General features: G+C 73.0%; 24 protein-coding genes and 1 tRNA gene. 6 read left to right on the top strand and 19 right to left on the bottom strand.

All coding sequences use genetic code 11. The annotated features are described in order from the left end of the window. Positions 1 to 1,617 carry a carboxyl transferase domain-containing protein gene (locus tag ACTSKS_RS00125; protein WP_135039875.1) on the bottom strand — a complete coding sequence of 539 codons (1,617 nt, stop codon included), beginning with the start codon at positions 1,615 to 1,617 and terminating at the stop codon, positions 1 to 3. A gap of 113 nt (positions 1,618 to 1,730) precedes the next feature. On the opposite strand from ACTSKS_RS00125, the gene ACTSKS_RS00120 reads away from it, so the two are divergent. Together ACTSKS_RS00120 and ACTSKS_RS00115 are read left to right on the top strand one after the other, a co-directional pair. Next, on the top strand, positions 1,731 to 2,378 hold the full coding sequence (locus ACTSKS_RS00120) for a TetR/AcrR family transcriptional regulator (RefSeq protein WP_036338402.1): 648 nt from the start codon (positions 1,731 to 1,733) through the stop codon (positions 2,376 to 2,378). Positions 2,379 to 2,482: 104 nt separating this feature from the next. After that, positions 2,483 to 2,956 (top strand): GNAT family N-acetyltransferase, encoded by a 474-nt coding sequence (locus ACTSKS_RS00115; protein ID WP_052007008.1) that lies wholly within the window; start codon positions 2,483 to 2,485, stop codon positions 2,954 to 2,956. Between the two features lie 105 nt (positions 2,957 to 3,061). Here the strand turns inward: ACTSKS_RS00115 and ACTSKS_RS00110 are convergent, their stop codons facing one another. The 9 genes from ACTSKS_RS00110 to rpsB all read right to left on the bottom strand — a co-directional run bounded on the left by ACTSKS_RS00110 (position 3,062) and on the right by rpsB (position 11,790). Next, a complete protein-coding gene (locus ACTSKS_RS00110; RefSeq protein ID WP_442927194.1) occupies positions 3,062 to 4,501 on the bottom strand; it encodes a dihydrolipoamide acetyltransferase family protein in 1,440 nt (479 codons plus the stop codon). After that, the gene (locus ACTSKS_RS00105) at positions 4,498 to 5,553 is read right to left on the bottom strand and encodes an alpha-ketoacid dehydrogenase subunit beta (RefSeq protein ID WP_044659478.1); all 1,056 of its coding nucleotides are present in this window, start codon (positions 5,551 to 5,553) and stop codon (positions 4,498 to 4,500) included. Before ACTSKS_RS00105 ends, ACTSKS_RS00110 begins: the two co-directional genes overlap by 4 nt. 8 nt (positions 5,554 to 5,561) lie before the next feature. Continuing rightward, entirely contained in the window at positions 5,562 to 6,716 is a 1,155-nt protein-coding gene (gene pdhA / locus ACTSKS_RS00100) for a pyruvate dehydrogenase (acetyl-transferring) E1 component subunit alpha (RefSeq protein ID WP_041105099.1), read from the bottom strand. Positions 6,717 to 6,870: 154 nt separating this feature from the next. After that, the gene (locus tag ACTSKS_RS00095) at positions 6,871 to 7,470 is read right to left on the bottom strand and encodes a DivIVA domain-containing protein (RefSeq protein WP_041105097.1); all 600 of its coding nucleotides are present in this window, start codon (positions 7,468 to 7,470) and stop codon (positions 6,871 to 6,873) included. Between the two features lie 49 nt (positions 7,471 to 7,519). Beyond that, positions 7,520 to 8,356, bottom strand: coding sequence for a phosphatidate cytidylyltransferase (locus ACTSKS_RS00090; RefSeq protein WP_044659473.1), 837 nt, complete (start codon positions 8,354 to 8,356; stop codon positions 7,520 to 7,522). Between the two features lie 36 nt (positions 8,357 to 8,392). Continuing rightward, the gene (gene frr, locus ACTSKS_RS00085; protein ID WP_036314042.1) at positions 8,393 to 8,950 is read right to left on the bottom strand and encodes a ribosome recycling factor; all 558 of its coding nucleotides are present in this window, start codon (positions 8,948 to 8,950) and stop codon (positions 8,393 to 8,395) included. 53 nt (positions 8,951 to 9,003) lie between these two features. Continuing rightward, on the bottom strand, positions 9,004 to 9,771 hold the full coding sequence (gene pyrH / locus ACTSKS_RS00080; protein ID WP_002857706.1) for a UMP kinase: 768 nt from the start codon (positions 9,769 to 9,771) through the stop codon (positions 9,004 to 9,006). A 206-nt stretch (positions 9,772 to 9,977) separates the two neighbouring features. Next, positions 9,978 to 10,814 (bottom strand): translation elongation factor Ts, encoded by an 837-nt coding sequence (gene tsf / locus ACTSKS_RS00075; protein ID WP_010079157.1) that lies wholly within the window; start codon positions 10,812 to 10,814, stop codon positions 9,978 to 9,980. Positions 10,815 to 10,917: 103 nt separating this feature from the next. Beyond that, a complete protein-coding gene (rpsB, locus tag ACTSKS_RS00070) occupies positions 10,918 to 11,790 on the bottom strand; it encodes a 30S ribosomal protein S2 (RefSeq protein ID WP_170721398.1) in 873 nt (290 codons plus the stop codon). A 404-nt stretch (positions 11,791 to 12,194) separates the two neighbouring features. Here rpsB and ACTSKS_RS00065 point away from each other — a divergent pair, with 404 nt between their 5' ends. Further along, on the top strand, positions 12,195 to 12,863 hold the full coding sequence (locus tag ACTSKS_RS00065) for a murein hydrolase activator EnvC family protein (RefSeq protein WP_240968783.1): 669 nt from the start codon (positions 12,195 to 12,197) through the stop codon (positions 12,861 to 12,863). Here ACTSKS_RS00065 and ACTSKS_RS00060 read toward each other — a convergent pair. Continuing rightward, on the bottom strand, positions 12,799 to 14,001 hold the full coding sequence (locus tag ACTSKS_RS00060; protein WP_206452029.1) for a glycosyltransferase: 1,203 nt from the start codon (positions 13,999 to 14,001) through the stop codon (positions 12,799 to 12,801). The two genes, ACTSKS_RS00065 and ACTSKS_RS00060, sit on opposite strands and share 65 nt — an antisense overlap. 312 nt (positions 14,002 to 14,313) lie before the next feature. Here ACTSKS_RS00060 and ACTSKS_RS00055 point away from each other — a divergent pair, with 312 nt between their 5' ends. Continuing rightward, entirely contained in the window at positions 14,314 to 15,198 is an 885-nt protein-coding gene (locus ACTSKS_RS00055) for a LysM peptidoglycan-binding domain-containing C40 family peptidase (RefSeq protein WP_036339471.1), read from the top strand. 61 nt (positions 15,199 to 15,259) lie between these two features. Here ACTSKS_RS00055 and ACTSKS_RS00050 read toward each other — a convergent pair. From ACTSKS_RS00050 to glsA, 8 genes are all read right to left on the bottom strand, one after another. Beyond that, positions 15,260 to 15,333: transfer RNA gene (locus ACTSKS_RS00050), tRNA-Ile, on the bottom strand. 45 nt (positions 15,334 to 15,378) lie between these two features. Beyond that, a complete protein-coding gene (locus ACTSKS_RS00045; RefSeq protein WP_020624489.1) occupies positions 15,379 to 16,599 on the bottom strand; it encodes a glycosyltransferase in 1,221 nt (406 codons plus the stop codon). Between the two features lie 126 nt (positions 16,600 to 16,725). Continuing rightward, positions 16,726 to 17,367 carry a CDP-alcohol phosphatidyltransferase family protein gene (locus tag ACTSKS_RS00040; protein ID WP_020624488.1) on the bottom strand — a complete coding sequence of 214 codons (642 nt, stop codon included), beginning with the start codon at positions 17,365 to 17,367 and terminating at the stop codon, positions 16,726 to 16,728. Positions 17,368 to 17,521: 154 nt separating this feature from the next. Next, positions 17,522 to 18,445: a phage holin family protein gene (locus tag ACTSKS_RS00035; protein ID WP_078026177.1), complete on the bottom strand. Its 924-nt coding sequence runs from the start codon at positions 18,443 to 18,445 to the stop codon at positions 17,522 to 17,524. A gap of 131 nt (positions 18,446 to 18,576) precedes the next feature. Beyond that, positions 18,577 to 19,410 (bottom strand): aldo/keto reductase, encoded by an 834-nt coding sequence (locus ACTSKS_RS00030; protein ID WP_044659469.1) that lies wholly within the window; start codon positions 19,408 to 19,410, stop codon positions 18,577 to 18,579. A gap of 80 nt (positions 19,411 to 19,490) precedes the next feature. Continuing rightward, positions 19,491 to 20,561 (bottom strand): nucleoside hydrolase, encoded by a 1,071-nt coding sequence (locus ACTSKS_RS00025; RefSeq protein WP_170721242.1) that lies wholly within the window; start codon positions 20,559 to 20,561, stop codon positions 19,491 to 19,493. Beyond that, positions 20,558 to 21,496 carry an SDR family oxidoreductase gene (locus ACTSKS_RS00020; RefSeq protein ID WP_134416499.1) on the bottom strand — a complete coding sequence of 313 codons (939 nt, stop codon included), beginning with the start codon at positions 21,494 to 21,496 and terminating at the stop codon, positions 20,558 to 20,560. Before ACTSKS_RS00020 ends, ACTSKS_RS00025 begins: the two co-directional genes overlap by 4 nt. A 113-nt stretch (positions 21,497 to 21,609) precedes the next feature. Continuing rightward, complete coding sequence (glsA, locus tag ACTSKS_RS00015; RefSeq protein ID WP_257997773.1) at positions 21,610 to 22,785, bottom strand: glutaminase A; 1,176 nt, start codon at positions 22,783 to 22,785, stop codon at positions 21,610 to 21,612. Positions 22,786 to 22,861: 76 nt separating this feature from the next. Here glsA and ACTSKS_RS00010 point away from each other — a divergent pair, with 76 nt between their 5' ends. Both ACTSKS_RS00010 and ACTSKS_RS00005 read left to right on the top strand, forming a co-directional pair. Continuing rightward, positions 22,862 to 23,608: a DUF72 domain-containing protein gene (locus ACTSKS_RS00010; RefSeq protein ID WP_186315076.1), complete on the top strand. Its 747-nt coding sequence runs from the start codon at positions 22,862 to 22,864 to the stop codon at positions 23,606 to 23,608. A gap of 87 nt (positions 23,609 to 23,695) precedes the next feature. Then, positions 23,696 to 24,541: an alpha/beta fold hydrolase gene (locus ACTSKS_RS00005; protein WP_010079170.1), complete on the top strand. Its 846-nt coding sequence runs from the start codon at positions 23,696 to 23,698 to the stop codon at positions 24,539 to 24,541. The last annotated feature ends 446 nt before the right edge of the window (positions 24,542 to 24,987 follow it).

Here is a 24,987-nt window from a genome sequence, read left to right as displayed (position 1 = left end):
TCACATGCGGAACAGGCCGAACCGGGAGTCCGGCAGCGGGGAACGGGAGATGACGTCGAGGGCCAGGGAGAGCACCCGGCGGGTCTGGCCGGGGGTGATCACCCCGTCGTCCCAGAGGCGGGCGGTGGAGTACAGGGGGCTGCCCTGGTCCTCGTACTGCCGACGGACCGGCGCCTGGAAGGCCTCGACCTCCTCGGAGGACATCGGCTCCTCCCCCGCGGCGGCCCGCTGGTCCTGCTTGATCTGCGTGAGCACGGAGGAGGCCTGCGGGCCGCCCATCACGGAGATGCGCGCGTTCGGCCACATCCACAGGAAGCGGGGTGAGTAGGCGCGGCCGCACATCGCGTAGTTGCCGGCGCCGAACGAGCCGCCGATCACCACGGTCAGCTTGGGCACGCGGGCGGTGGCGACGGCGGTGACCATCTTGGCGCCGTCGCGCGCGATGCCGCCGGCCTCCGCGTCCCGGCCCACCATGAAGCCGGAGATGTTCTGCAGGAACAGCAGCGGGATGCCGCGCTGGTCGCACAGTTCGATGAAGTGCGCACCCTTGCGGGCGGAGTCGCCGAACAGGATGCCGTTGTTGGCGAGGACACCCACGGGATGGCCGTCGATCCGTGCGAACGCGGTGACCAGGGTGGTGCCGTGGAGGGGTTTGAACTCGTGGACGGAGCCGCCGTCCACGAGGCGGTCGATCACCTCGCGCACGTCGTAGGGGGTGTTCACGTCCACGGGCACGACGCTGGTCAGTTCGGCCGGGTCCTTGGCGGGCTCCGCGGCGGGGGCGACCTCCCAGGCCGGCGCCTCGGCTGGGGGCAGGGTGGCCACGATGTCCCGGAGGATCTGCATGGCGTGCAGGTCGTCGTCCGCCAGGTGGTCCGCGACGCCGGAGCGCTCGGCGTGCAGCCGGCCGCCGCCGAGGTCCTCGGGCGAGATGTCCTCCCCGATCGCGGCCTTCACGAGCGGGGGGCCGCCGAGGAAGATGGTGCCCTGCTCGCGCACGATCACGGTCTCGTCCGACATGGCCGGCACGTACGCGCCGCCCGCCGTGGAGGAGCCGCACACCGCGGCCAGCTGCGGGATGCGCTGCGAGGAGAGCAGCGCCTGGTTCCGGAAGATGCGGCCGAAGTGCTCGCGGTCCGGGAAGACCTCGTCCTGGCGGGGCAGGAACGCGCCGCCGGAGTCCACGAGGTAGATGCACGGCAGGCGGTTCTCCAGGGCGATCTCCTGGGCCCGCAGGTGCTTCTTCACCGTCATGGGGTAGTAGGTGCCGCCCTTCACGGTGGCGTCGTTGCCCACCACCATCACGAGGCGGCCGTGGACCAGGCCGATGCCCGCCACGACGCCGGCGGCGGGGCTGTCCCCGCCGTACAGGCCGTGCGCGGCCAGCGCGCCGACCTCGAGGAAGGGCGAGCCCTCGTCGAGCAGCGCGTCGATGCGGTCCCGCACCAGCAGCTTGCCGCGGCCGGTGTGGCGCTCGCGCGAGCGCTCGGGCCCGCCGAGCGACGTGCGGGCGACGAGGTCGGCGAGCTCCTGCTCGAGCCGAGCGTGGCCGGCCGCGTTGCGCTCGGCCACGGTGGGCGCGGACTGCGCGGCCGGGGCCGGGGTGCTGGCGGTCATGAGACCCCCTTCAGTGAATGACGACTAACTGAACCGAGCCTCAGTGTAGTGACGATCGTCACTGACGTCGACCGGGCGCCCGGCGCGCCTCGTCCCGTCCTACAGTGGAACCCATGCCCGCCGCCGATCCCGCGTCCCCCGCCGCCCCGGCGACCCCGCCGACCGCCCGGGAGGCCGCCAAGGCCCGACGCCGGGTGGACCTGCTCGCGGCCGCGGCGCGACTGTTCGCGGCCCGGGGCTTCGACGCGGTCCGCCTCGAGGACATCGGCGCCGCGGTCGGGATCAGCGGCCCCGCCATCTACCGCCACTTCGCCGGCAAGGCCGCCGTGCTCACGGCGATCCTCGACACGGCCTCGCAGGACCTGCTCGACGGCGGGCTGGCCGCCGAGGCGCAGCACGCGCCGGGGGCGGAGACCCTGCGGGCCCTCATCGGCTTCCAGGCGGACTTCGCCCTCGCCCAGCGCGACGTGATCCGCGTGCAGGACCGCGACATGTCCGCCCTGCCCGACGGCGCGCGCACGGCCATCACGCGCACCCAGCGCGCCTACATCGACGTGTGGGCGCGCCAGCTGCAGGTCGTCCACCCCCGCGAGGACCAGGCCACCGCCGTGTTCCGCGCCCAGGCCGTGCTGGGCCTGCTCAACTCCACCCCCCGCTCGGTGCGGCGCACCGCGGCCGACCGCGCGGCCCGCCGCGCGACCCTCGTGGCCATGGCCTGGGCCGCGGCCACGGCCCCCGGGCCGCTCTCCGGCGAGGACTGAGCGGGCGGCACCGGCCCGGCGGGCCGACGTCGTGCCCGGTGGTACGGTGGCCGGTACCCGCGACGGCGGACGCCGTCGAACCCCGCCCCGAGAGGTCCACCGCCGTGCTTCTTCGTGACGTCCGACCCGAGGATCTGGACGAGTTCTTCCTCCACCAGCAGGACGAGCAGGCCAACCTGATGTCCGCCTTCGCCCCCCGCAACCCCCGGGACCGCGGCGTCTTCGACTACCACTGGGCCCACCTGCTCGGGGACGAGGACACCGTCGTGCGGACCATCGAGCACGAGGGCCGCGCCGTGGGCGCGCTCGTGTGCACCGAGCAGGACGGCGTGGGCGAGCTGTCCTTCTGGACCGCGCAGGACTACTGGGGCCTGGGGCTGACGACCGCGGCCGTGGACCGGTTCCTGGAGGAGCACACCGCCCGCCCGCTGCGGGCGCACGTCCCCGAGGACAATGTGGGCTCCGTGAAGGTGCTCTCCCGCCGCGGCTTCGAGACCGTCGGCGAGGAGAAGGTCTTCTCCAACGCCCGTGCCGAGGTCATCACCGAGCTCGTGATGGAGCTGCCCGCCGCCGACTGAGCGCGCCCCGCGGCCCCCGCCGTGCCGGCGGCCGCACCGGCCTGCCACGACGACGGCCCCGCCTCCCGGTGACCGGGTGGCGGGGCCGCGGCGCGTCCGGGGCCGTCAGACCATGGTCAGGGTCAGACCCGGGCGGCGCAGGATCGCGCCGACGTCCGCGAGGAAGCGCGAGCCCTGCTCGCCGTCCACGAAGCGGTGGTCGAACGAGAGGGACAGCGTCATGACGTCCCGCAGGGCGATCTCGCCGCGATGCTCCCACGGCATCCTCCGGACCTGGCCGATCGCGATGATCGCCCCCTCACCCGGGTTGATGATCGGGGTGCCCGCGTCCACGCCGAACACCCCGACGTTCGTGAGCGTGAAGGTGCCGCCGGCCAGATCCGCCGGGGACAGCCGCCCCTCGCGGGCGAGGCCCGTGAGATCGCGGATGGCGTCGGCCAGCTCCCTCAGGCTCATCGCCTGGGCGTCCTTGACGTTCGGCACCATCAGCCCGCGGGGGGTGGCGGCGGCGAAACCGAGGTTCACGAAGTTCTGCTGGACGATCGTCCCGGCGGCCTCGTCCCACCGGGCGTTGACGTCCGGGGTGCGCTCCATCGCCACGAGGCACGCCTTGGCGGCGAGCGTCATGGGCGTGAGCTTGACGTCCCGGAACTCGCGGGAGGCCTTGAGCTCGGCGAGCAGCTCCATGGTCTCGGTGACGTCCACCTGCAGGAACTCGGTCACGTGCGGGGCGGTGAACGCGGACTGCACCATGGCCGCCGCGGTCGCCTTGCGCACGCCCTTGACCGGCACGGCCTCGGTGCGCGGGCGGCCGCCCAGGGTGCGGACGCCCCCGGTCGAGCCCGACTCGGCGTCGGACTGCGGCGGCGTCGCCGCGGCCGCGGGCTGCCCGCCCCCGGCCAGGAACGCCTCGACGTCCGCGCGGGTGATGACCCCGCCCACACCCGTGCCGGTGACCTGCTCCAGATCCACGCCCGCGCGGCGCGCGTACAGGCGCACGGGCGGAGTGCACCGGGGTCGCTCGCCCGACGCCGCGCCCCGCACCGCCTTGGGCGCCGCGTCCGCGCGGGCGGGCTCGGCGGCCTCGGGCTGCGGGCGCCCGGCGCCGGCGGGGGCCGCCTCCGACGTGGACGGCGCCTGTCCGCGGGCGGGCTCGCCCGCCGGGGCGGCCGACGTCGCCGGGGCCGCGGAGCCGCGCCGCGCACGGCGGCCGGGCTTGCCGGTGTCCGGCGCGGCGCCGTAGCCGACGAGGGTGGGCACGCGGCCGTCGCCCTCGGCGGGCCCGCCGACGTCGGGCTCGGCGCCCTCGAGGGTGAAGGTCACCAGGGGCGCACCGACCTCGAGGGTCTCACCCTCGGCGCCGTGCAGGGCCGCGACGACGCCCGCGAACGGGCTCGAGACCTCGACCACGGCCTTGGCCGTCTCGACGTCGGCGAGCACCTGGTTCACGCTCACCGCGTCGCCCTCGGCCACGCGCCACGTCACGATCTCGGACTCGGTCAGGCCCTCGCCGAGGTCGGGCAGGCGGAAGGTCTTCTGACTCATCGGGTCTCCTCCCCGGCGTTCTGGGCCGCGAGGAACTGCTCGGCGGTCTCGGGGGCGGCGAACGCGTCCACGGAGTCCAGCGAATTCGGCCGGCCCAGAGCACGGTCCAGGCCGTCGAGGATGCGGTCGAGGTCCGGCAGGTGCAGGTGCTCGAGCTTGGACGGCGGGTAGGGCACGTCCATGCCGGTGACGCGCACCGGCGGGGCCTCGAGCCAGTGGAACGCGCGCTCGGCCACCGTGGCCACGAGCTCGGCGCCGAGGCCGCCGGTGCGGGAGGCCTCGTGCGCCACGACGAGCCGGCCGGTGCGCCGCACCGAGGACTCGACGAGGCCGGTGTCCAGCGGGGACAGGCTGCGCAGGTCGACCACCTCGACCTCGACGCCCTCCTCGGCCGCCACCTCGGCGGCCTGCAGGGCGGTCTTCACGAGCGGGCCGTAGGCCACGAGCGTGGCGTCACGGCCCTCGCGCAGGATGCGGGCCGGGCTCATCGGCGGGATCGCGACGTCCAGGTCCACGTCGCCCTTGTCGTGGTAGCGACGCTTGGGCTCGAGGTAGACCACCGGGTCCTCCGAGGCGATCGCGGCGCGGATGAGGTCGTACCCCTCCTGTGGGGAGGACGGGGAGACCACGCGCAGGCCCGCGGTGTGCAGGAAGTAGGCCTCGGGCGACTCGGAGTGGTGCTCCGGGGAGCCGATGCCGCCGCCGAAGGGGATGCGGATGGTGACCGGCATCGGCACGGCGCCGCGGGTGCGGGCGCGCAGCTTGGCCAGGTTCGCCACGATCTGGTCGAACGCGGGGTACACGAAGCCGTCGAACTGGATCTCGACGACGGGCCGGTAGCCGCGCATCGCCAGGCCGATGGCCGTGCCCACGATGCCGGACTCGGCCAGCGGGGTGTCGAGCACCCGGTCCTCGCCGAACTCGGCCTGCAGGCCGTCGGTGATGCGGAACACGCCGCCGAGGGCGCCGATGTCCTCGCCCATGAGCAGGACCTTGGGATCGTCGGCCAGGGCACGGTGCAGGCCGCGGTTGATCGCACGGCCGAAGGTCATGCGCTCGCTCACGCGCCCGCCTCCTCGTCGTCGAACTGCTGCAGGTAGAGGGCGTGCTCGCGGCGCTGCCGCTCGAGCTCCTGGTGGGGCTCCGCGTAGATCTCGTCGAAGAGCCTGTCCGCGCCGTCCTCCTCGAGCGCCTCGAGGGCGCGGCGGACCTCCGCCGCCAGCTCGTCGGCCTCGGCCTGGGCCTGTGCGAGCACGGCGTCCACGTCCACATCGAGGGTGCGCAGGTGCGCCTCCACGCGGGTCAACGGGTCACGGGCCTTCCAGGCCTCGAGCTCGGCGTCGTCCCGGTAGCGGGTGGGGTCGTCCGCGGTGGTGTGCGGGCCCATGCGGTAGGTGACGGCCTCGATGAAGGTGGGACCGCCCCCGTCGGCCGCGCGCTCGACGGCGGCGCGGGTCGCGGCGAGCACGGCCAGGACGTCGTTGCCGTCCACGCGCATCGACGGGATGCCGAAGCCCCACGGGCGGTCCGCGATGCTGCGGCGGGTCTGCAGGCGCACGGGCTCGGAGATGGCCCAGTGGTTGTTCTGGCAGAAGAACACCACGGGCGACTGGTACGAGGCGCTGAAGACCATGGCCTCGTTGACGTCTCCCTGGCTCGTGGCGCCGTCGCCGAAGTAGACGATCGTGGCGACGTCCGCCTGGTCCCGCTGGACGCCCATCGCATAGCCGACGGCGTGCAGGGCCTGCGCGCCGATGATGATCTGCTGGGTGGCCACCCGCGTCTCGTTCGGGTCCCAGCTCGAGAACGTGGAGCCGCGCCACACCCGCAGCAGGTCCAGCGCGGGGACGCCGCGCAGCAGGGCCACGCCGTTCTCGCGGTAGGACGGGAAGACGAAGTCGTCCGGGCGCAGCGCGACGGCGGAGCCCACCTGGGCGGCCTCCTGGCCCAGCAGCGGCGGCCACAGGGCCAGCTCGCCCTGACGCTGCAGGTGCGTGGCCTCGACGTCGAGGCGACGGACCACGGCCATCTGGCGGTACAGCGCGGCGAGGGCGTCGGCGTCGACGTCCTCGATCCACGGGTCGAGCTCCGGCTGCGGACGGCGGCGGCCCTCCGCGTCGAGCACCTGGAGCATCACGGCCTCGGCCGGGCCCGCCGGGGGCGGAGAGCCGGCGGACTGTCCGCCGGTGGGACGGGTGTGGTCCACGAGGGTCACTGCACTGCCTTCCGATCGACGCCCACGGTGCGGGGCGAGGGAGTTGTACGCATGCGCGAGCAGGGGTGGAGCGCGCGGCGTCTCGGTGGTGTGATTGTAATCACTCCAGTGTGATCTGCGCCACTCTCCCGGGCCGCCGCGCGAGGGCAGGGTGTCAGGCGCGGCGCAGCAGCACGTCGACGGCGGCGTCGAGGTAGGCGTCGACCTGGCCCTCCTCGTAGCCGGCGGCACCCTCCGCCTCGCCGAACGACGCGCGGCGCACGTCGTCCGCGGTCAGCCCGCCCTCGGCGTCGGGATCCGTCGAGCCCTCCGCGCCGGCCAGGGTGACGCGCAGGCGGTCCACGAGCGCGTCCACCTGGTCCACGTCGTAGCTCACAGCGTCCGCGCGGGAGGGGCGGCGGAAGCGCTCCGCCGGGGCCCGATCGGCGCGGGCCACGAGTTCGGCCACGCGCTCCTCGAGGTCCGCGGCCCAGTCCTCGTCCCCGCGCTCGGCGACGAAGGCCTGACGCTCGGCGGCGGCCAGCTCCTCCTCCAGACGGTCCAGCTCGTCGTCCACCTCGTCGGTGGCGTAGCCGCCGTTGACGGTCGCGAAGCGGGCCTGGCGCACCTCCTCCGCCGTCAGCGGGGCACCGCCGTCGCGCGCCTCACGGGCACGCGCCATGAAGGCGTCCACGTGGGTGGTCTCGTAGCCGATCTCGTCCTGCTCGACGAGCTCGAAGACCGGCTCGGTGTCCGGGGTGGTGCGGGGGGTCATGGGCGTCTCCTGCGGTGCGGGTCCCGGACGTGCCGGGTCGAGGGGTGGATCAGGTCAGGGGCAGCGCCAGCACGGTGTAGGCCACCGGCGAGGCGAACACGAGGGAGTCCAGGCGGTCCATCACGCCGCCGTGGCCGGGCAGGGCGGAGGACATGTCCTTGATGCCGAGCTCACGCTTGACCATGGACTCGGAGAAGTCCCCCGCGGTGGCGGCGGCGACGGTGGTCACGCCGAGGACGGCGCCGACCCACCACGGCTGGCCGACCAGCAGGGGGACGGCGACGACGCCCACCAGCACCGAGCCCGCCAGGGAGCCGGCCAGGCCCTCCCAGGACTTCTTGGGGCTGATGCGCGGGGCGATCGGGGTGCGGCCGAAGCGGTAGCCCACGATGTAGCCGAACGTGTCGTTGGAGACCACCATCAGCAGCAGGACCGCCACCATGCGGTGCCCCAGCGGCTCGTCCAGGAGCGCCGCGGCGAAGGAGAGCAGGAACGGCGCCCACAGCACGATGAACACGCCCGCGAGCATGAACTGGCCCGCCGGACGCCGGCGCGTCAGCGCCGTCCACACGGCCACCAGCGCCAGGCATGCCACCAGGGCGATGAACAGCGCGGGCACCCCCCACCGCCACGCGGTGAGCGGCAGGACCGCCGCGGCCACCCAGAGCGGGGGCCGCGGCACGTCCAGGCCGATGCCGCGCACCGCCGTCGCGATCTCGGACACCGCGCCGACCAGCAGGGCGACCACGAGCACGACCAGCAGCCAGTCGAGCCAGAAGAGGCCGACCAGGGCCGTCGCCAGCAGCCCCACCCCCACGAGGACGGCGGACTTGAGGTCGCGGCCGCCGCGCGGAGGTGCGGGCGAGGTGGACACGGCGGAGGTCATGGGGAGGTCATGGGGCGAGCGCGGACGGCGGGAGGCTCAGACCTCCAGCAGCTCCTGCTCCTTGTTCTTGGCCATCTCGTCGATGAGCTCGACGTGGCGTTTGGTGAGCGCGTCCAGCTCCTTCTCGCCGCGGGCGCCCTCGTCCTCGCCGACCTCGCCGTCCTTGACGGCCTTGTCCATGGCCTCCTTGGCCTTGCGGCGGGCATTGCGCACGGAGATCTTGTGCTCCTCCGCCTTGGACTTGACCAGCTTCACGTACTCCTTGCGGCGCTCCTCGGTCAGCTCCGGCATCACGATGCGGATGACCTTGCCGTCGTTGGACGGGTTCGCGCCGACCTCGGACTCGGACAGGGCCTTCTCGATGTTGCGCAGGGCCGACTGGTCGAACGGCGTGATGAGCAGCGTGCGGGCGTCCGTGGTGGTGAAGGACGCCAGCTGCTGCAGCGGGGTGAACGAGCCGTAGTAGTCGACCATCACCTTGGAGTAGAGGCCCGGGTTGGCGCGGCCGGTGCGCACGGAGGCGAAGTCCTCACGCGTGGCCTCGATGGTGCGGTCCATCTGCTCTTCGGCGGACTGCAGGGTCTCCTGGATCACGGTGTCTCCTCGGTGTGGTGGAACAGGTCTGCCGCCATCCTACGCGGCGGGCCTCAGACGGTGACGGTGGTGCCGATCGGCTCGCCGAGCAGGGCGCGGGTCACGTTGCCCGGGCCCTCCATGCCGAACACGCGCATGTCCAGGTCGTTGTCCTTGCACATGGTCATGGCGGTCAGGTCCATCACGCGGATGTTCCGCAGCAGCGCCTCGTCGTAGGTCAGGTGCGTGAGGCGCTCGGCGGTGGGGTCCTTCTTGGGGTCCGCGGTGTAGACGCCGTCCACGCCGGACTTGGCCATCAGGACCTCGTCCGCCCCGACCTCGAGGGCACGCTGGGCCGCCACGGTGTCCGTGGAGAAGTAGGGCAGGCCGGTGCCGGCGCCGAAGATCACGACGCGGCCCTTCTGCATGTGGCGGATGGCGCGCAGCGGGATGTAGGACTCCGCCACCTGCTCCATGTGGATGGCGGACTGCACGCGCGTGGTGACCCCGGCCTGGATGAGGAAGTCCTGCAGGGCCAGGCAGTTCATCACGGTGCCGAGCATGCCCATGTAGTCGGCCCGACGGCGGTCCATCCCGTTCTCGGACAGCTCGGCGCCACGGAAGAAGTTGCCGCCGCCGACGACGATCGCGATCTCCACCTGGTCCGCCGCGGCGGCGATCTGCTCGGCGATGCCGCGGACGGTCTCCGGGTCCACGCCGATCTTGCCGCCGCCGAACACCTCGCCCGAGAGCTTCAGGAGCACGCGACGGCGGCCGGTGTCGTCCGAGGTCTGCGGGGCGTGGGCGGTGGTCGGGTCCTCGGGGGCGCGGTTCGTCTCCATGGGAAGCATCTCCTGGTCGGTGGGGGTCGGGCCGGGGACGGCCGTCCGGGGGCGGACACGCGGACGGGGTGGCCGCCCGGTCGGGGCGGCCACCCCGTCATGCGATGGTCGTCGGCGCCGTCCGGCGCCGGAGTGGACCTCGGGTCGCTCCCGATCCTACGCCCCCGCGGGGCGTGGACCGGGAGCGGCCGGTCCGGGTGCGGCGGTCAGTTGCCGACGCGGAAGCGGGCGAACCCGGTGACGTTGGTGCCGGCGTCGGAGGCGACCTTGCCGACGGTCTGCTTCGGGTCCTTCGCGAACGGCTGGTCCACGAGCACGATCTCCTTGAAGAAGCCGGTCAGGCGGCCCTCCACGATCTTCGGCAGGGCCTGCTCCGGCTTGCCCTCGGCACGGGCGGTCTCATCGGCGATGCGACGCTCGTTCTCGACGGTCTCGGCCGGCACGTCCTCACGGGTGAGGTACGTGGGCGAGTAGGCCGCGGTGTGCACGGCGATGTCGTGCGCGGCGGTCTTGGCGTCGGCGGAGTCGGCGTCCACGGCGAGGAGCACGCCCACCTGGGCCGGCAGGTCCTTGGAGGTCTTGTGCAGGTAGGCGTCCACGAAGGCGCCCTCCACGCGGGCCAGGCGGCGCACGGCCACCTTCTCGCCCAGCAGGGCGCCCTCCTCGGTCACGTAGTCGCCCAGGGTGCGGCCCTCGTAGTCGGAGGCCAGCAGGCCGTCGACGTCGGTGGCGCCGGAGGCGACGGCGGCGCGCAGCACCACGTCGCCCAGGGCGATGAACTTGTCGGCCTTGGCCACGAAGTCGGTCTCGCAGTTGAGCTCGATCATGACGCCGACGCCGTTCTCGACGGTCGCGGCCACGAGGCCCTCGGCGGCGGAGCGGCCCTCGCGCTTGGTGGCGCCCTTGAGGCCCTTCACGCGGATGATCTCGATGGCCTTCTCGGCGTCGCCGTCGGCCTCGTCCAGAGCCTTCTTCACGTCCATCATGCCGGCGCCGGTGCGCTCGCGCAGGGCCTTGATGTCAGCAGCGGTGTAGTTCGCCATGCTCGTTCGGTCCTTCCCGTGGTGTGGGTTGTGCGGGATGTTCGGGGTCTGATCCGGCCCGTCGGCCCGGCCGGCTGGGGCCGGGCCGACGGGCCGGCCGGGATCACTCGCCCTGCGGGGCGGCCTCGGCGGCGGGGGCCTCGGCCTGCTCGGCCGGCGCCTCGGCGGCGGGGGCCTCGGCGGCGGGGGCCTCGGCCTGCTCAGCCTGCTGGGCGTTGTGCTGCTCGAGCAGCTCGCGCTCCCACTCGGCCATCGGCTCGGCGGCCGCCTGGCCGGACTTGCCGCCCTGGCGGGCGATCAGGCCCTCGGCGACGGCGTCCGCGACCACGCGGGTCAGCAGGTTCACGGAGCGGATGGCGTCGTCGTTGCCCGGGATCGGGTAGGCGACCTCGTCCGGATCGCAGTTGGTGTCCAGGATGGCGACGACCGGGATGCCGAGCTTCTGGGCCTCGTCGACGGCCAGGTGCTCCTTCTTGGTGTCCACGACCCACACGGCGGAGGGGGTCTTGGCCATGTTGCGGATGCCGCCGAGGTTGGCCTGCAGCTTCTCCAGCTCACGGTTGAGCAGCAGCAGCTCCTTCTTGGTGAACTGCGAGCCGGCCACGTCCTCGAAGTCGATCTCCTCGAGCTCCTTCATGCGCTGCACGCGCTTGGAGACGGTGGAGAAGTTGGTCAGCATGCCGCCGAGCCAGCGGTGGTTCACGTAGGGCATGCCCACGCGGCCGGCCTGCTCCGCGATGGCCTCCTGGGCCTGCTTCTTGGTGCCGACGAACAGGATGGTGCCGCCGTGGGCGACGGTCTCCTTGACGAACTCGTAGGCGCGGTCGATGTAGGACAGCGACTGCTGGAGGTCGATGATGTAGATGCCGTTGCGCTCGGTGAAGATGAAGCGCTTCATCTTGGGGTTCCAGCGGCGGGTCTGGTGGCCGAAGTGGACACCGGAGTCGAGGAGCTGGCGCATGGTCACGACGGGCATGACGTTCCCTTCTGTGGCAGCCGTGGCACCCCGCGCTTCACGCGCGGGCGGTCTGCCGGTCGATTTCTTGACGGTTGGCGGCCGGCCCGGTCGGGCGGCCCCTGGCATCACGACGGCGGGCTGCCGGGCCCCACGAGCACCCGCGCCGACGCCCTCTCCAGGAGGACGGCGGGGACGGGACCGAGCGTGGGGGCTGGGCCGCTGAAGCGACCCACCGCAATGCGCGGAGTCGGTGTCCGGGGCACAGCACAGGGCCGGCCACAGGACACCGCTGAGGTGAATCCTACCCCAGGTGGGCGTCCACTCCCATCGCCGACTCCTGCACAGGGGCCGGTGCGGCGGGCGCTCTCCACGATCGGACTGCGGGCCCGCCACGCGGCCGCCCGGGACGCCAGGCTGACGCCATGACCCCTCGCACGCTCCTCCCCCGTCCGATCCCGCGTCCGCGCATCGCGGGGTGCGTCGCGGCAGCCCTCCTCGCCTGGCTCGTCCTGGGGATGGGCGACCTCGACCCCGTGTCGCGGTCCACGCCCGCACCGTCCACGCGCGACGCGCTGCTGCTCGTCGCGGCGTCCCCGGCAGGTCCGGACGCGACGGCCGCGCCGGTCGCGTGGCACCCGCCCGTTGCCGGCGCCGCCCCGGATGACGTGCTCCGCGCGTTCGTCGCGCCCGAGCGACCGTGGGGTCGGGGGCACCGGGGCGTGGACCTCGCCGTGCCGTCCGGCGCGGTGGTCCGGGCGCCGGCGGCGGGTCGGGTCGTGTTCGCCGGGGTCGTGGTCGACCGCCCCGTGCTGACCCTCGAGCACGCGGACGGGACCCGCAGCTCCCTCGAGCCGGTGGAGGCCGACGTCGCGGTGGGGGCCGTCGTCGACGCGGGCGACCCCGTGGGGCGGCTGGCCGGGACGCCACCCCACTGCCCGCGGGCGTGCGTGCACTGGGGCGTGCGGGAGCCCGATGGCTGGCGGGTGGGGGACGCGGCCTTCGACCGCTACCTCGACCCGCTGGTGCTCATCGGCTGGAGCGGCCCGTCCGTGCTCTGGCCACACGCCGCGCCACACCCAGCGCGGCCGTGAGGTCCAGAAGCCGGCAGGCGGACTCGTCCCAGCTGAACCGGGCCGCCTGGGCGACGCTCGCCCGGGAGGCCGCGGCGAACTCGGCGGGGTCCTCGAGCTCCCGCACACGGGCCGCGAGCGCGGCCGCCCGGTCCCCCTCGAGCGGGACACCCCGGAAGGACGGGGTGCCCGCGCCGGCGATCTCGCGGAAGATCGGCAGGTCCGAGCACACCACCGGCGTGCCATGGGCCATCGCCTCGGCCACGGGCAGGCCGAAGCCCTCGGCGCGGGAGAGGGTGACGGCCGCGGTGGCCCGGCGGAGCAGGCGCACGTACTCGGCCTCGTCGGTGCCGTCGTGGAAGACCACGTCCGCGCCGGCGGCCCCCGCGGCGGCGCGGCGCGCGGCCAGCCGGGCCTCGAGCTGCCCGCGGCGCTCCGGGCTGATGCGGGAGAGCAGGTGCAGCGCGTAGCCCGGCAGCAGGGGCGCGGCCGCCACGAGGGACTCGACGTCCTTGTAGTCCATGAACGAGCCCATGTAGAGCAGCGTGCGGTCCGGGGTCTCGTCCGGGTCACGCGGCTCCGGTACCGTCTGCGCCGCATTGGCGATGACGTGGACCGGACGCCGGGTGAGGCGGTGCCGGTCGATGAGCTCCGCCGTCGTCCGGGAGACCGTGGCGACCGCGTCCGCGCGGTCGAGCAGGAGCCGCTGCGGGGTCTTGGTCAGGTGGTAGGCCCGCCACAGCCAGCGGATCGGCTCGGGCAGGTTCCGCGGCGGGGTGCGGTGCTCGTAGTAGATGAGGTCGTGGAGCGTGAGGATCAGCGCGTAGTCCCGCCCCCACGACCCCATGGTCTGCATGGGCGAGAAGACGACGTCCGGTCGCAGGCGCGCGACCTGACGGGCCACGAACGGCTCGCGTGGGGAGGTGGGGCCGGAGACGAGGTGCCACGGCACGCCGTCCGGGAGCAGGGCCAGCTGTCGTTCGTCCGAGATCAGCATCGCGACTTCGACCTCGACGTCGGCCCCCTCCGGGCCCGGCGCGTCGGTCCGGCGGGCGACCGCCTCGATGAGGCTCGCGCCGTAGCGGGAGATGCCGTCGTGGAAGTCGGTGCGGGTGTAGCGGGCGTCCATCAGCAGGCGCAGGGGGCGGGAGGGGCTCACCCGCACCACGCTAGCGCCGCGCCGGAGAGGGGCGGGGACAGCCGTGCACGGTAGGTGCCGACCGGGGCGCGTCGAGCGCCGATCGGCCACCTGGACGTCATCCGAATTTCTGATTGCGTTTCGATAACGATCGTGTATCTTGATCACGGATCGGTTACAGCCGATCCGCCACACCGGGGCTTCCTCCGCGTCCTCGCGTACCCGGTCATCCGCACTGCTCGTCAACTCGCACCCGCGGTCCGGCCTCGTTCCGGGCATCGCCCGGAGGCACCGCCCTCACGGGCCGCAGGTCCTGTCCGGGAAGAAGATCCGATGTCCGTGACCTCCTCGCACGCCGCTGTGCGTCGCGCCCCCCGCACCGCCGCCGCCTCCGTGGCCCTCGCCCTGGGCGCCGCCGCCCTGACCGGCGTCGGCACCGTGTCCGTCGCCGAGACCGCCCAGGCCGCCGAGACCGCCTACACCGTCCGCTCCGGCGACGGCTGGTGGATCATCGCCCAGCGCACCGGCGTCTCCATGTCCAGGTTGCAGTCGCTCAACGGCATGACCGCCGCGACCGTGCTGCATCCCGGCATGGTCCTCAAGACCTCCGGCACTGCCACCCCGACCCCGGCCCCGGCGCCGTCCACCTCGGGCTCGACCTACACCGTGCTGGCCGGCGACGGCTGGTGGATCATCTCCTACCGCACGGGGGTGTCCGCCTCGATCCTGCAGTCCATCAACGGCATGAGCTCCTCGACCATGCTCCACCCGGGGATGGTCCTGAAGACCACCTCGGTCTCCACCTCCAGCGCCCCCGCCGTCGCCCCTGCGCCGGCGCCCGCGTCCAAGCAGGCTGCCGTCGACTACGTGCGCTCCGCCGTCCGGAACCCGTCCTCCTATTACGTGTGGGGCGGCAACGGCCCCTCCGGCTTCGACTGCTCCGGCCTCACCCAGCAGGCCATGGCCCGGGCCGGCATCTCCATCCCGCGCCGCGCCGGCGACCAGTACCTCGCCGCGAAGTCCTACGTGCCGATCTCCCAGGCCCAGCCCGGCGACCTCGTGTTCTATGCGAACCAGTCCACCGGCCGCATCTACCACACGGCCATGTACATGGGCGGCGGCCAGCTCGCCCACGCCCTCAACGAGGACGCGGGCCTAGTGTTCACCTCCACGACGATCATGAAGTCCGACATGCTCGCGGTGGCCGCCCGCTACTGAGCACCGGCACGACGACGGCCCCCGGCCCGCGCCATACCGCGCGGCCGGGGGCCGTTTTCTGTAGGGCGTGCGGGACTTGAACCCGCGACCCAGGGATTATGAGTCCCCTGCTCTGACCGACTGAGCTAACGCCCCTCCCCCGCGGCATCGCGCGGGACCCGCCCATCCTACCGACGGGTCTCAGAGCATCGCGCGGACCTCGGCGGCCGTCGCGCCGCGGTAGAGGCGCTCGAAGATGTCCACCGTCTTCTGGGCGGAATGATGCAGGGCCTTCGCGTGGGACGCCTCGCCCATGGCGGCGCGGTCCGCGTCCGAGAGGTCGAGGATCCGGGCGATCCGATCGGCCAGGGCCACGTGGTCCCCGGGCGGGAAGAGGTGGCCGTTGACGCCCTCGTCCACGAGGTGGGGCAACGCGAGGGCGTCCGCGAGGACCACCGGGGTGGACGCGCTGAGCGCTTCGAGGGTCACGAGGGACTGCAGCTCCGCCGTGCCCGGCTGGCAGAACACGTCGGCGCGCAGGTAGGCCGCCCGCAGCTCCTCCTCGGAGACGTGGCCGCGCAGCAGGACGCGGTCGGCCACCCCCTCCTCGTCCACCGTGGCACGGATGCGGTCGCGCTGCTCGCCGTCGCCGACGATCTCGGCGTGCACGTCCAGGTCGGGGCGGGTGCGGGCCAGGTGCGCGATCGCACGGATCAGCACCTCCACGTTCTTCTCCACGGCCAGCCGCCCCACGAAGAGCACGACCGGATGGCCGGGATGGTCCACCCTCTCCCCCGGCTGCAGCTCGTAGGCGCTCGCGTCGATGCCGTTGGAGACCGGGAGAACGTTGTCCAGGCCGGCGTGCTCGGCCATGGCCTGCGCGGCGAGGGCCGTGGGGGTGGTGACCACCGCGCCCTTGCCCATGAGTCGACCCATGTCCTTCCACGACACCCGGGAGACGATGTCCAGGAACCACTGCGGGAACGGCAGGAACGGCTCGAGGTTCTCCGGCATGAAGTGGTTCGTGGAGACGATCCGGATGCGGCGCCGCTCGGCCTCGTTGATGGCGGCCTCGCCGATCATGTAGTGGCACTGGGCGTGCACGACGTCCGGCTGGACCTCGCGGTAGATGCGGCGGAAGGAGATCTTGGCATGCCGCGGGAGCACCACACGGTAGTACTCGTGCGTCGGCGCCGGCAGGGAGCGCAGCAGGTGCACGGTGGCCTCCGGCCGGTGCTCCACGGTGTCCGGGCCGGCGTCACTGCGCGGCATCACGACGTGGACCTCGTGGCCGCGCGCGTGCAGCGCCGTGGCGAGGCGGTGGCCGAAGGTGGCGGCCCCGTTGACGTGCGGCGGATAGGTGTCTGCGGCGATCAGCACCTTCAGGGGGCGGTCGGCGGCGATCCCGGGACGGTCGGACACGGCGGTCCCTCTCTGTGGTGGCGATGGCACGACGGCGCCCGGCCCGTGCCGTGAGGATCGGCCGCGGGCACGGCGCGCGTCCCACGGTAGCAACCGTCGGCGCCGGCACGAGGATGCGCGAGGGGGTCAGCCCCGGCGGGACGGGTGCTCGCGCGGGTCCTGACCGTCCGCCCGCAGGCCGCGGGCCTTGCCCACCGCGCGCACGAGGTAGTCCCCCGCGGCGAGGATGTGCAGCAGGCAACCGGCGCCGACCAGAGCCAGGGCCACGCCGCTCCACGGGCCGCCGTCGACCCCCGGCACACGGGCGAGCAGCAGCAGGGGCGTGCCCACCAGCAGCAGCGCGGTGCGCACCTTGCCCAGGACCGTGACCGGCAGATCCGGGCTGCCGCCGAACAGCCACAGGCACACGGCGGCGAGCACGAGGTCCGGGATCGCGATGGCCAGGGCGAGCCAGAGCGGGGCGATACCGGTGGCCACGAACGTCACGGCCACCACCAGCAGGGAGAGGCGGTCCGCCACCGGGTCGAGCCACCGCCCGACCGTGGAGATCATGTCGAACCGGCGCGCCACGTAGCCGTCCACCCAGTCCGTGCCGGAGAGCACCGCCAGGATCACGAACGCGTCCAGGTGCCGGCCGTCGACGGTGAGCCACACGAACACCGGGACCAGGGCGAAGCGGGCCAGGGTGATGAGGTTCGGCACGGTCAGCCAGGTGTCGCGGACGCGGTACTCGTGGCCCTCGCGCAGGCCGACGTCGATCACACGCATGGGTCGCTCCTCCAGGGTCCGCGGGCGGACGCCCCCGCCGGGCGCCCCACACGCCCAGCCTACCGACGCCGTCGCCCCTCCCCGCAGACGACGAGGCCCCGATCCGTGGGGATCGGGGCCTCAGGGGCCGGGGAGGGCGGGCACCCCCCCCGGGTCAGCGGCGGCGCAGGCGGCCGGCGAGCGCCACGAACGCGGCGGAGGAGGCGCCGAGCAGCGCGAGCGGCTGCCAGTTGTCCTTCACGTAGTCCTCGGCCTCGGCGGTCCGCTCCCCCGCGCGGGCGGCACCGGTGAACGGCGCGGTCTGCTCGGTGGCGTGTGCGGTCTCGGGGGTGACGCCGCGACCCTTGCGCTGCGCGGCGAAGGCCGCGAGCTGGCCCTTCACGCTGGTCTTCTCGTCCAGGCCGGAGCGGATGTCGCCCAGGTGGCGGCGGCGCAGGTCGGCACGGCGACGGATCTCCGCCTCGCTGGCGTCGGCGCGGTCCGGATGGGGAGCGGCCTCGCCGTTCTTGCGGGCCTTCTTGTTCTCCTCCTTCTCCACCTTCTTCCGCTCGGCCTCGCGGGCGGCCTCGACACGCTTGGCCTCGGCGCGCTCCGCCTTGAGGCGGTCGTACTCGGCCGGATCGAAGGCGTTGCCCTCCTTGAGGTAGCCGAGGTCGTACTCGAGGTTGCGCACGATCTCCTGCGGCACGAGCGGCATGGCGCCCTTGACCATCATGAGGCCGACGCCGGCGAAGATCAGGCCGAGCACGAGGAACGCCAGCGCCACCATCAGCGCCGGGAACCAGAAGGTCGGGTCGGCGAAGGCGCCGATCAGGGTCACCACGAGGGCGACCACCATGAGTGCGAGGAAGAACAGGCCCACCACCGCGATGCCGGCGCCGATGCCGGCCTTCTTGCCCTTCGCGGCCACGTGCCTCTTGGCGAGCTCGAGCTCGTCCTTCATCTGCAGGGGCAACAGGCGCACGACGGCGCCGAGCAGGTCGGTCAGCGAGCTCGCGCGGGTCTGCGGGGTCACCGGGACGGCGGTCCGCGGCGCGCGGACCTTCGACGCATCGGCGGGGGGAGCCTGGTGGGACATGGTGCATGCCTTCCGTGGAGTGCCTGGACAGATGCGCCCGGGCGGCGCGGCGGTCGCCGGGCATTCTCGAGCAAAGCTATCACCGGCCCGCCCCCAGGGGGACGGGCCGGGTGCGCGCGATGGCGGCTGGATCAGAAGTCGATGACCGCCGGGTCGGGGCCGAGACGGCCGTCCTCGCGGTCCAGCGCGTCGATCCGGGCGACGTCGTCGTCGGTCAGCTCCACCCCCGCGGCCTCGAGGTTCGAGACGATGCGCTCGGGCGTCACGGACTTGGGGATGACCACGAAGCCGTGGGCGAGGTGCCACGCGATGACCACCTGGGCCGGCGTCGCGCCGCGGGCCTCGGCGATCTCCGTGACCACGGGGTCGGCGAGGAGGTCGCCGCCCTGACCGAGCGGGGACCAGGACTCGTGGACGATGCCGTGGCGGCCCTCGACCTCGCGCAGCTCGCGCTGCTGCCAGTACGGGTGGGTCTCGACCTGGTGGATCACGGGCACCACGCCGGTGGCCTCGATGATCTCCTCGAGCTGGGCGGCCGGGAAGTTGGAGACGCCGATCGAGCGCACCTTGCCCTGCTTCTGCGCCTCGATCAGGGCCTTCCAGGTGTCCAGGTACTTCCCCTGCGCCGGCTTGGCCCAGTGGATGAGGTAGAGGTCGACGTAGTCGGTGCCGAGCTTGTCGAGCGAGACGTCGAGGGCGGCGAGCGCCTCCTCGTAGCCCTGGTCCGAGTTCCACACCTTGGTGGTGAGGAACAGCTCCTCGCGGGCGACGCCGGACGCGGCGATGCCGCGGCCCACGCCCTCCTCGTTCCCGTAGATCGCGGCGGTGTCGATGTGGCGGTAGCCGGCGCGGATCGCCTGCTCGACGACGTCGGCCGCGACGTCGTCCTCGACCTGCCACACGCCGAGCCCGAGCTGCGGGATCTGCTGGCCGTCGTGGAAGGGGACGGTGGGAACGTCGGTCATGAGGGAGCTCCTGGAGGGTCGGGGTCGGGCGGATGCCTCGGGTGCAACCGCACGCGGACGGGGGGCATTCCCGACGGCGGTCACCGGGCCGGGGAACCGCCGTCGAGCGTGCGCTCCCCCGCGACGACGGCGCCCACCGCGCGGGCGAAGGCCGCGAACACCTCCGCGGGGTCGTTGGCCGTGACGAGCCGGGCGTTGGGGCGCCTGCCCCAGATGTCCCGCGTGTCGTGGACGGTGGTGCCGCGCAACAGCTCCGAGTCCGCCTCGACGTCGACGACGGTGGCCCGCGTGGCGATGCGGGCCTGGCCCGCGGCCACCTGGGCGGCGAAGAGGTCGTGCAGGTGGGCGATGTAGCCCTGGTCGTAGTCGTGGTGGAACTCGAAGTAGAAGCGCAGCGCGTCGGCGAGCACGTCCAGGACGGGGCGGCCGGTCGCGGCGGCCGGCCCGGCGACCCGCGGTCGGTCCGCGGACCAGCCGACGGGGCGGGCCCCGGCGTCGGCCAGGAGGCCGTCCAGCAGGGCCGGCGTGTACTCGATCCGCTCCGTGGTCTCGAGCGCGCACACCACCGGCAGGCGATCCTCGGGCAGGCCCTCGAAGGCCGCGAACACCTCCTTCGCGGCGTCCGGGTCCACCCAGGTGTTCCACTCGGCGGTGGGCGTGGTGTTGCCCGGATGATAGAAGGAGCCGCCCATGATCACGATGCCGCGGGCGAGGAACGGCAGGCGCGGCTCGACGCGCAGCGCGAGGGCCAGGTTCGTCAGCGGCGCGGTGCAGAGGATCGTCGTCTCCCCGGGGTGGGCCCGCAGCTCGTCCAGCCACACCTCCACGGCGGGCCGGGGCGAGAGCCACTCAGGGCGCCGATCGATCCGGGCATGGCCGAGACCGCCGTCGCCGTGGGTCTCCGGGGTGGTGACCGCGGGCCGGCGCAACGGGGTCTCGGCACCGACGGCCACCTCGACGTCGGCCCGACCGGCCAGGTCCAGCACCGCGGCGGTGTTGAGGGCGCAGTCCCGGGCGGTCGCGTTGCCGCCCGTGGTGGTGACGGCCGCGAGCTCGGGGCCGACACCGAGGCGGTGGGCGCCCACGAGGTGGAGCAGGGCGCAGGCATCGTCGATGCCGGTGTCGACGTCGGCGAGGAGGCGGGCGGTCACGGGGTGGGCGTGCCGCCGTTGGCGTTGAGGGTCTCGCCGTTGACGTAGCTGGACTCGCCCGAGGCAAGGAACACGTAGGCGGGCGCCATCTCCACGGGCTGGCCGGCGCGGCCGAGCGGGGTGCTGTGGCCGAACTCGGGCAGCTTCTCCTCGGGCTCACCGTAGGACACGTGCTGCACCGTCCAGATGGGCCCGGGCGCCACCGCGTTGACACGGATGCCCTTCGGGCCGAGCTGCTCGGCCAGGCCCTTGGTGAAGTTGTTGATGGCGCCCTTGGTGGCCGCGTAGTCGAGGAGCCTCGGGTTGGGGTTGTAGGCCTGCACCGAGGTGGTGTTCACGATCGTGCTGCCCGGGCCCATGTGCTTCAGCGCGGCGCGGCTGAGCGTGAACATGGACATGATGTTGATCTGGAACGTCTCGTGGACCTGCTCGTCGGTGAGATCGGTCAGGTCATCGGAGATGAACTGCTTGCCCGCGTTGTTCACGAGGATGTCCAGGCCGCCGAGGCGCTGCGCGGCCTCGTCCACGAGGGAGGCACGGTAGTCGGCGTCCATCAGGTCGCCCGGCAACGCGACGGCGGTGCGCCCGGCCGCCTCGATCGCCGCCAGGACGCGGTCGGCGTCGGGCTGCTCCTGAGGCAGGTAGGCGATGGCGACGTCCGCGCCCTCACGGGCGTAGGCGATGGCGACCGCGGCACCGATGCCGGAGTCGCCGCCGGTGATCAGGGCCTTGCGGCCGGTCAGCCGGCCCATCCCCCGGTACGAGTCCAGACCGATGTCCGGGACGGGATCCGTCTTCACGTCCAGGCCCGGCTCGGGCTGGCGCTGCTTGGCGACGCGGAGCTTCGGGTGGCGGGTGCGCGGGTCGTCGTGGGCCAGCTGCGAGTCCCGCACGGGGATCGCGGGGGCGTCGTCCTTCTTCTCTGGAGTGGTCATGGGCCCGATGCTACGAGGCGAGCGCCAGAGGGTGACAAGGGACGGGGCGCGGCGTCGTCGGCGGCGTGGCCCACGCGACGACGGCGCCGCGGCGGCTAGGCGTCAACGCGGGGTCAGCGGGGCCCGCTGAGGCCGCGCAGGGCGCCACGGTGCTGGAGCACGTGCAGGTCCCAGCGTGCGCTGAGCCCCTCGAACAACCCGATGCCACGCCGGGAGTTACCTTGCTCGTCCAGGCGCGGCGACCACGTGGCGATGCCCAGGGCCCCGGGCACGGCGCCGAGCAGCGCGCCCGAGACGCCGGACTTCGCGGGCACGCCGACCTCGGCCACCCACTGGCCGCTGGCGTCGTACATGCCGCAGGTGAGCATCACGGACATCGCCTGCTGCGCTACCCACTCGTCCAGCACCCGCTCCCCCGTCACGGGGTTCGTGCCGCCAGCGGCGAGGGTGGCGCCCATGACGGCCAGCTGGGGTGCGGTGACCAGGACCGAGCACTGCGCGAGGTACCCGGCCACGGCCTCGCGGGCCGAGATGGGCAGCCGGCCGGCGTCGGCGAGCAGGTGGGCCAGGCCCAGGTTGCGGTCGGCGCGGGTGCGCTCGGCGTCGAGGACGTCCTCGCAGACCTCCAGCTCGACGCCGGCCATCGCGCTGTAGCGGCGCAGTAGCAGGGCCGTCCGCTCATCCTCGTCCCCGGCGGGCAGGAGGGAGTGGACCAGGATGGCGCCGGCGTTGATCAGCGGGTTGCACGGCCGGCCGTCGTCGTGCAGGGACAGGTGGTTGAACGACTCACCGGAGGGCTCGACGCCCACGTCCTCCAGCACGTGGTCCAGGCCGATCTCCTGCAGCACCACCGCGTAGGTGAGGACCTTGGAGACCGACTGCAGCGCGAAGGCGTGCTCGGTCTCCCCGGCGGCGGCCTGGTGGCCGTCCACCGTGCACACCGCCACGGCGAGGCCGTCCACATGCTGGCCGGCGACGTCCTCGAGGTAGTCGGAGGGCTCGCCGCGGCGGTCCGACTCCACCTCGCCGAGCATCGCGCGCAGGTCGTCGTCGAATCGCGTCGTGTCCATTCCTGTCACAGTAGTGGACGGGCGCCCGGGTCGCGGGCGGGCACCGGGCCGGTCACGGTGTGTACTGGACCGGGCGTTCGGGCCCAGCGGCAGGCCCAGCCACCTCCAGCCGATGACCATGCCGGTGCACGCGGGCAGGAAGGCGATCGAGGACGGGAGCATCGTGGCGATCAGGGAGCCGATGCCCATCTTCCGGTCGTACCTCTGAGCCACCGCGATGATCAGCGGGACGCTACGCGGGCGACGGAGGGTGAAGGCAAGACCCGGGAACCCGGGCCGGGGCTATCGTCGGGGGATGGACGTGCGGATCGGGACCTCCGGCTGGACCTACAGGCACTGGCGCGGGACCTTCTACCCGCAGGGGCTGCGGATCGCCGACCAGCTCGACCACTACACGGAGCGCTTCCGGACGGTCGAGCTCAACGGCTCCCACTACCGCTGGCCGGCGGACAGCACCGTCGAGGCATGGCGCGAGCGCCTGCCCGCCGGCTTCGAGATGGCCGTCAAGGCCTCCCGCTACCTCACCCACTACCGCAAGCTCAACGAGCCGCAGGACTGGGTGGAGCGCATCGTGCACACCCTGGACCTGCTCGGTGACCACGCCGGGCCGCTGCTGCTGCAGCTGCCGGTCAACCTGCACCGCGACGACGACCGACTCGCCGGGTTCCTCGGCCTGCTGCCCGATCGGGTGCGCGTGGCGGTGGAGGTCCAGCACGAGTCCTGGCTGGACGAGGACGTGTTCGACCTCCTCGACCGGCACGGGGCGGGGTTCGTGGTCTCGGTGATCGCCGGGCGGGAGCCGGTGCTGCGCGCGACCGGCCGCCTCGCCTACGTGCGCTTCCACAACGCGGACCCGGACTGGCGCTACGGCGGATCGTTCTCCGACGCCGAGCTCTCCCCCTGGGTGAAGCGGCTGCGGGAGCTGACCGGCGCGGACGCGGCGGGCGCGCGCCCCGCCTACGTCTACTTCAACAACGACAACCACGGCCACGCCGCGTTCAACGCGCTGACGCTGCGCAGGATGGCGGAGACCGAAGCCTGACACGTGCCGAGCGCGTGCCTAGCGTGAGGAGGAAGCGGCGGCCGAGCGCCGCCGTCGTCCCCCGAGAGCACAGGAAGGCAGACGCACATGACCCTCATGCAGATCCCCACGGACCACGGCACGATCGGACTGAACGTGGAGGAGGCCGGCCACGGGCGTCCCGTGGTCCTCATCCACGGCTGGCCGCTGACCCTCGACTCGTGGAAGGACCAGGTCGCAGCCCTGTCCCCGCACTACCGCGTGATCACCTATGACCGGCGGGGCTTCGGTGCCTCGGAGAAGCCCGCCGGCGGGTACGACTACGACACGATGACCGCCGACCTGCACGGTCTGCTCACCGAGCTCGACCTGCGTGACGTGACGCTCGTGGGCTTCTCGATGGGCGGTGGCGAGGTGGCGCGCTACATGTCCCGGTTCGGCGCGGACCGGATCCACTCGGTGGTGTTCGCCGGCGCGGTGCCCCCGTACCTGCTGAAGACCGACGACAACCCCGACGGCCCGCTGACCGAGAAGCAGGCCGCCGAGATGCGCGCGGGTCTCGAGAAGGACCGCGAGTCGTTCTTCGACGACTTCACGACGACGTTCTTCTCCACCCCCAAGCTGGCCGGCCTGACCAGCAGCCTCAAGGTCACCGAGGAGCAGCGCCAGGAGGCCATCCGGATGGCGCTGCAGTCCGACCAGACGGCGGCGCTGGCCTGCATGGACGCGTTCGGGGCCACCGACTTCCGCCGCGACCTGCCGGCAGTGACCGTGCCGGCCCTGGTCCTGCACGGCGACGCCGACCAGATCGTGCCGTTCAAGGGCTCCGGCAAGCGGACGCACAAGGCGATCGACGGCAGCCGCGTCGAACTCGTCAAGGATGCCCCGCACGGCTTCAGCATCAGCCACTCCGAGGAGTTCAACCGGATCCTGCTGGAATTCCTGGCGGAGTGAGGGGGCAGGTAGGCCCACCAGAGTGCTGAACGCGACACGGCGCTCGTGGGGGTGGTGCATGCCATCCACCACGGCGCCGACGCTGACCTGTCAGGCTCGATCCGACGCCGTGATCACCCGGAGCGCGGGATCAGGCCGACCGGCCGGCAGAACCGCGCGTCAGGACGTCGAGTACGAAGCCGATCGGCCCATGACGGGTGCGCGCGTCCTGAAATAGGCCAGATCGGAACTGCGAGCCCCGGTCCTCGTGCACCAGGCACCCAGCCACCACGGCTGCACCGCCGCGGCCTGCGACGGCCTTGTTCGCGCAGAGACAGAGCTTCTCCTCAGCCGTGAAGTGCTTCCTGATGTCGGTCAGTCAGAGCCTGCGCGGCGCTTCTGGAGCGGGCTGGCGCACAGACCGAGGTGCTGTCGATCCATGACGGCGAGATTCAGGCGCGTGAGAA

Source organism: Micrococcus sp. TCR-5 (assembly GCF_052220525.1).
Classification (GTDB): Bacteria; Actinomycetota; Actinomycetes; order Actinomycetales; family Micrococcaceae; genus Micrococcus; species Micrococcus luteus.
The sequence above is the reverse complement of the archived record's forward strand: the minus strand, read 5'-3'. Positions and strand labels throughout refer to the sequence as shown.

Coding starts and splice junctions, on each gene's coding strand:
- ACTSKS_RS00110 (WP_442927194.1), bottom strand. CDS start 4,501: ATGAGTCAGAAGACCTTCCGCCTGCCCGACCTCGGCGAGGGCCTGACC.
- ACTSKS_RS00020 (WP_134416499.1), bottom strand. CDS start 21,496: ATGACCACTCCAGAGAAGAAGGACGACGCCCCCGCGATCCCCGTGCGG.
- ACTSKS_RS00005 (WP_010079170.1), top strand. CDS start 23,696: ATGACCCTCATGCAGATCCCCACGGACCACGGCACGATCGGACTGAAC.
- ACTSKS_RS00035 (WP_078026177.1), bottom strand. CDS start 18,445: ATGTCCCACCAGGCTCCCCCCGCCGATGCGTCGAAGGTCCGCGCGCCG.
- tsf (WP_010079157.1), bottom strand. CDS start 10,814: ATGGCGAACTACACCGCTGCTGACATCAAGGCCCTGCGCGAGCGCACC.
- ACTSKS_RS00040 (WP_020624488.1), bottom strand. CDS start 17,367: ATGCGTGTGATCGACGTCGGCCTGCGCGAGGGCCACGAGTACCGCGTC.
- ACTSKS_RS00120 (WP_036338402.1), top strand. CDS start 1,731: ATGCCCGCCGCCGATCCCGCGTCCCCCGCCGCCCCGGCGACCCCGCCG.
- ACTSKS_RS00090 (WP_044659473.1), bottom strand. CDS start 8,356: ATGACCTCCGCCGTGTCCACCTCGCCCGCACCTCCGCGCGGCGGCCGC.
- rpsB (WP_170721398.1), bottom strand. CDS start 11,790: ATGCCCGTCGTGACCATGCGCCAGCTCCTCGACTCCGGTGTCCACTTC.
- ACTSKS_RS00055 (WP_036339471.1), top strand. CDS start 14,314: ATGTCCGTGACCTCCTCGCACGCCGCTGTGCGTCGCGCCCCCCGCACC.
- ACTSKS_RS00030 (WP_044659469.1), bottom strand. CDS start 19,410: ATGACCGACGTTCCCACCGTCCCCTTCCACGACGGCCAGCAGATCCCG.
- ACTSKS_RS00065 (WP_240968783.1), top strand. CDS start 12,195: ATGACCCCTCGCACGCTCCTCCCCCGTCCGATCCCGCGTCCGCGCATC.
- pyrH (WP_002857706.1), bottom strand. CDS start 9,771: ATGGAGACGAACCGCGCCCCCGAGGACCCGACCACCGCCCACGCCCCG.
- ACTSKS_RS00010 (WP_186315076.1), top strand. CDS start 22,862: ATGGACGTGCGGATCGGGACCTCCGGCTGGACCTACAGGCACTGGCGC.
- ACTSKS_RS00125 (WP_135039875.1), bottom strand. CDS start 1,617: ATGACCGCCAGCACCCCGGCCCCGGCCGCGCAGTCCGCGCCCACCGTG.
- ACTSKS_RS00105 (WP_044659478.1), bottom strand. CDS start 5,553: ATGACCTTCGGCCGTGCGATCAACCGCGGCCTGCACCGTGCCCTGGCC.
- ACTSKS_RS00095 (WP_041105097.1), bottom strand. CDS start 7,470: ATGACCCCCCGCACCACCCCGGACACCGAGCCGGTCTTCGAGCTCGTC.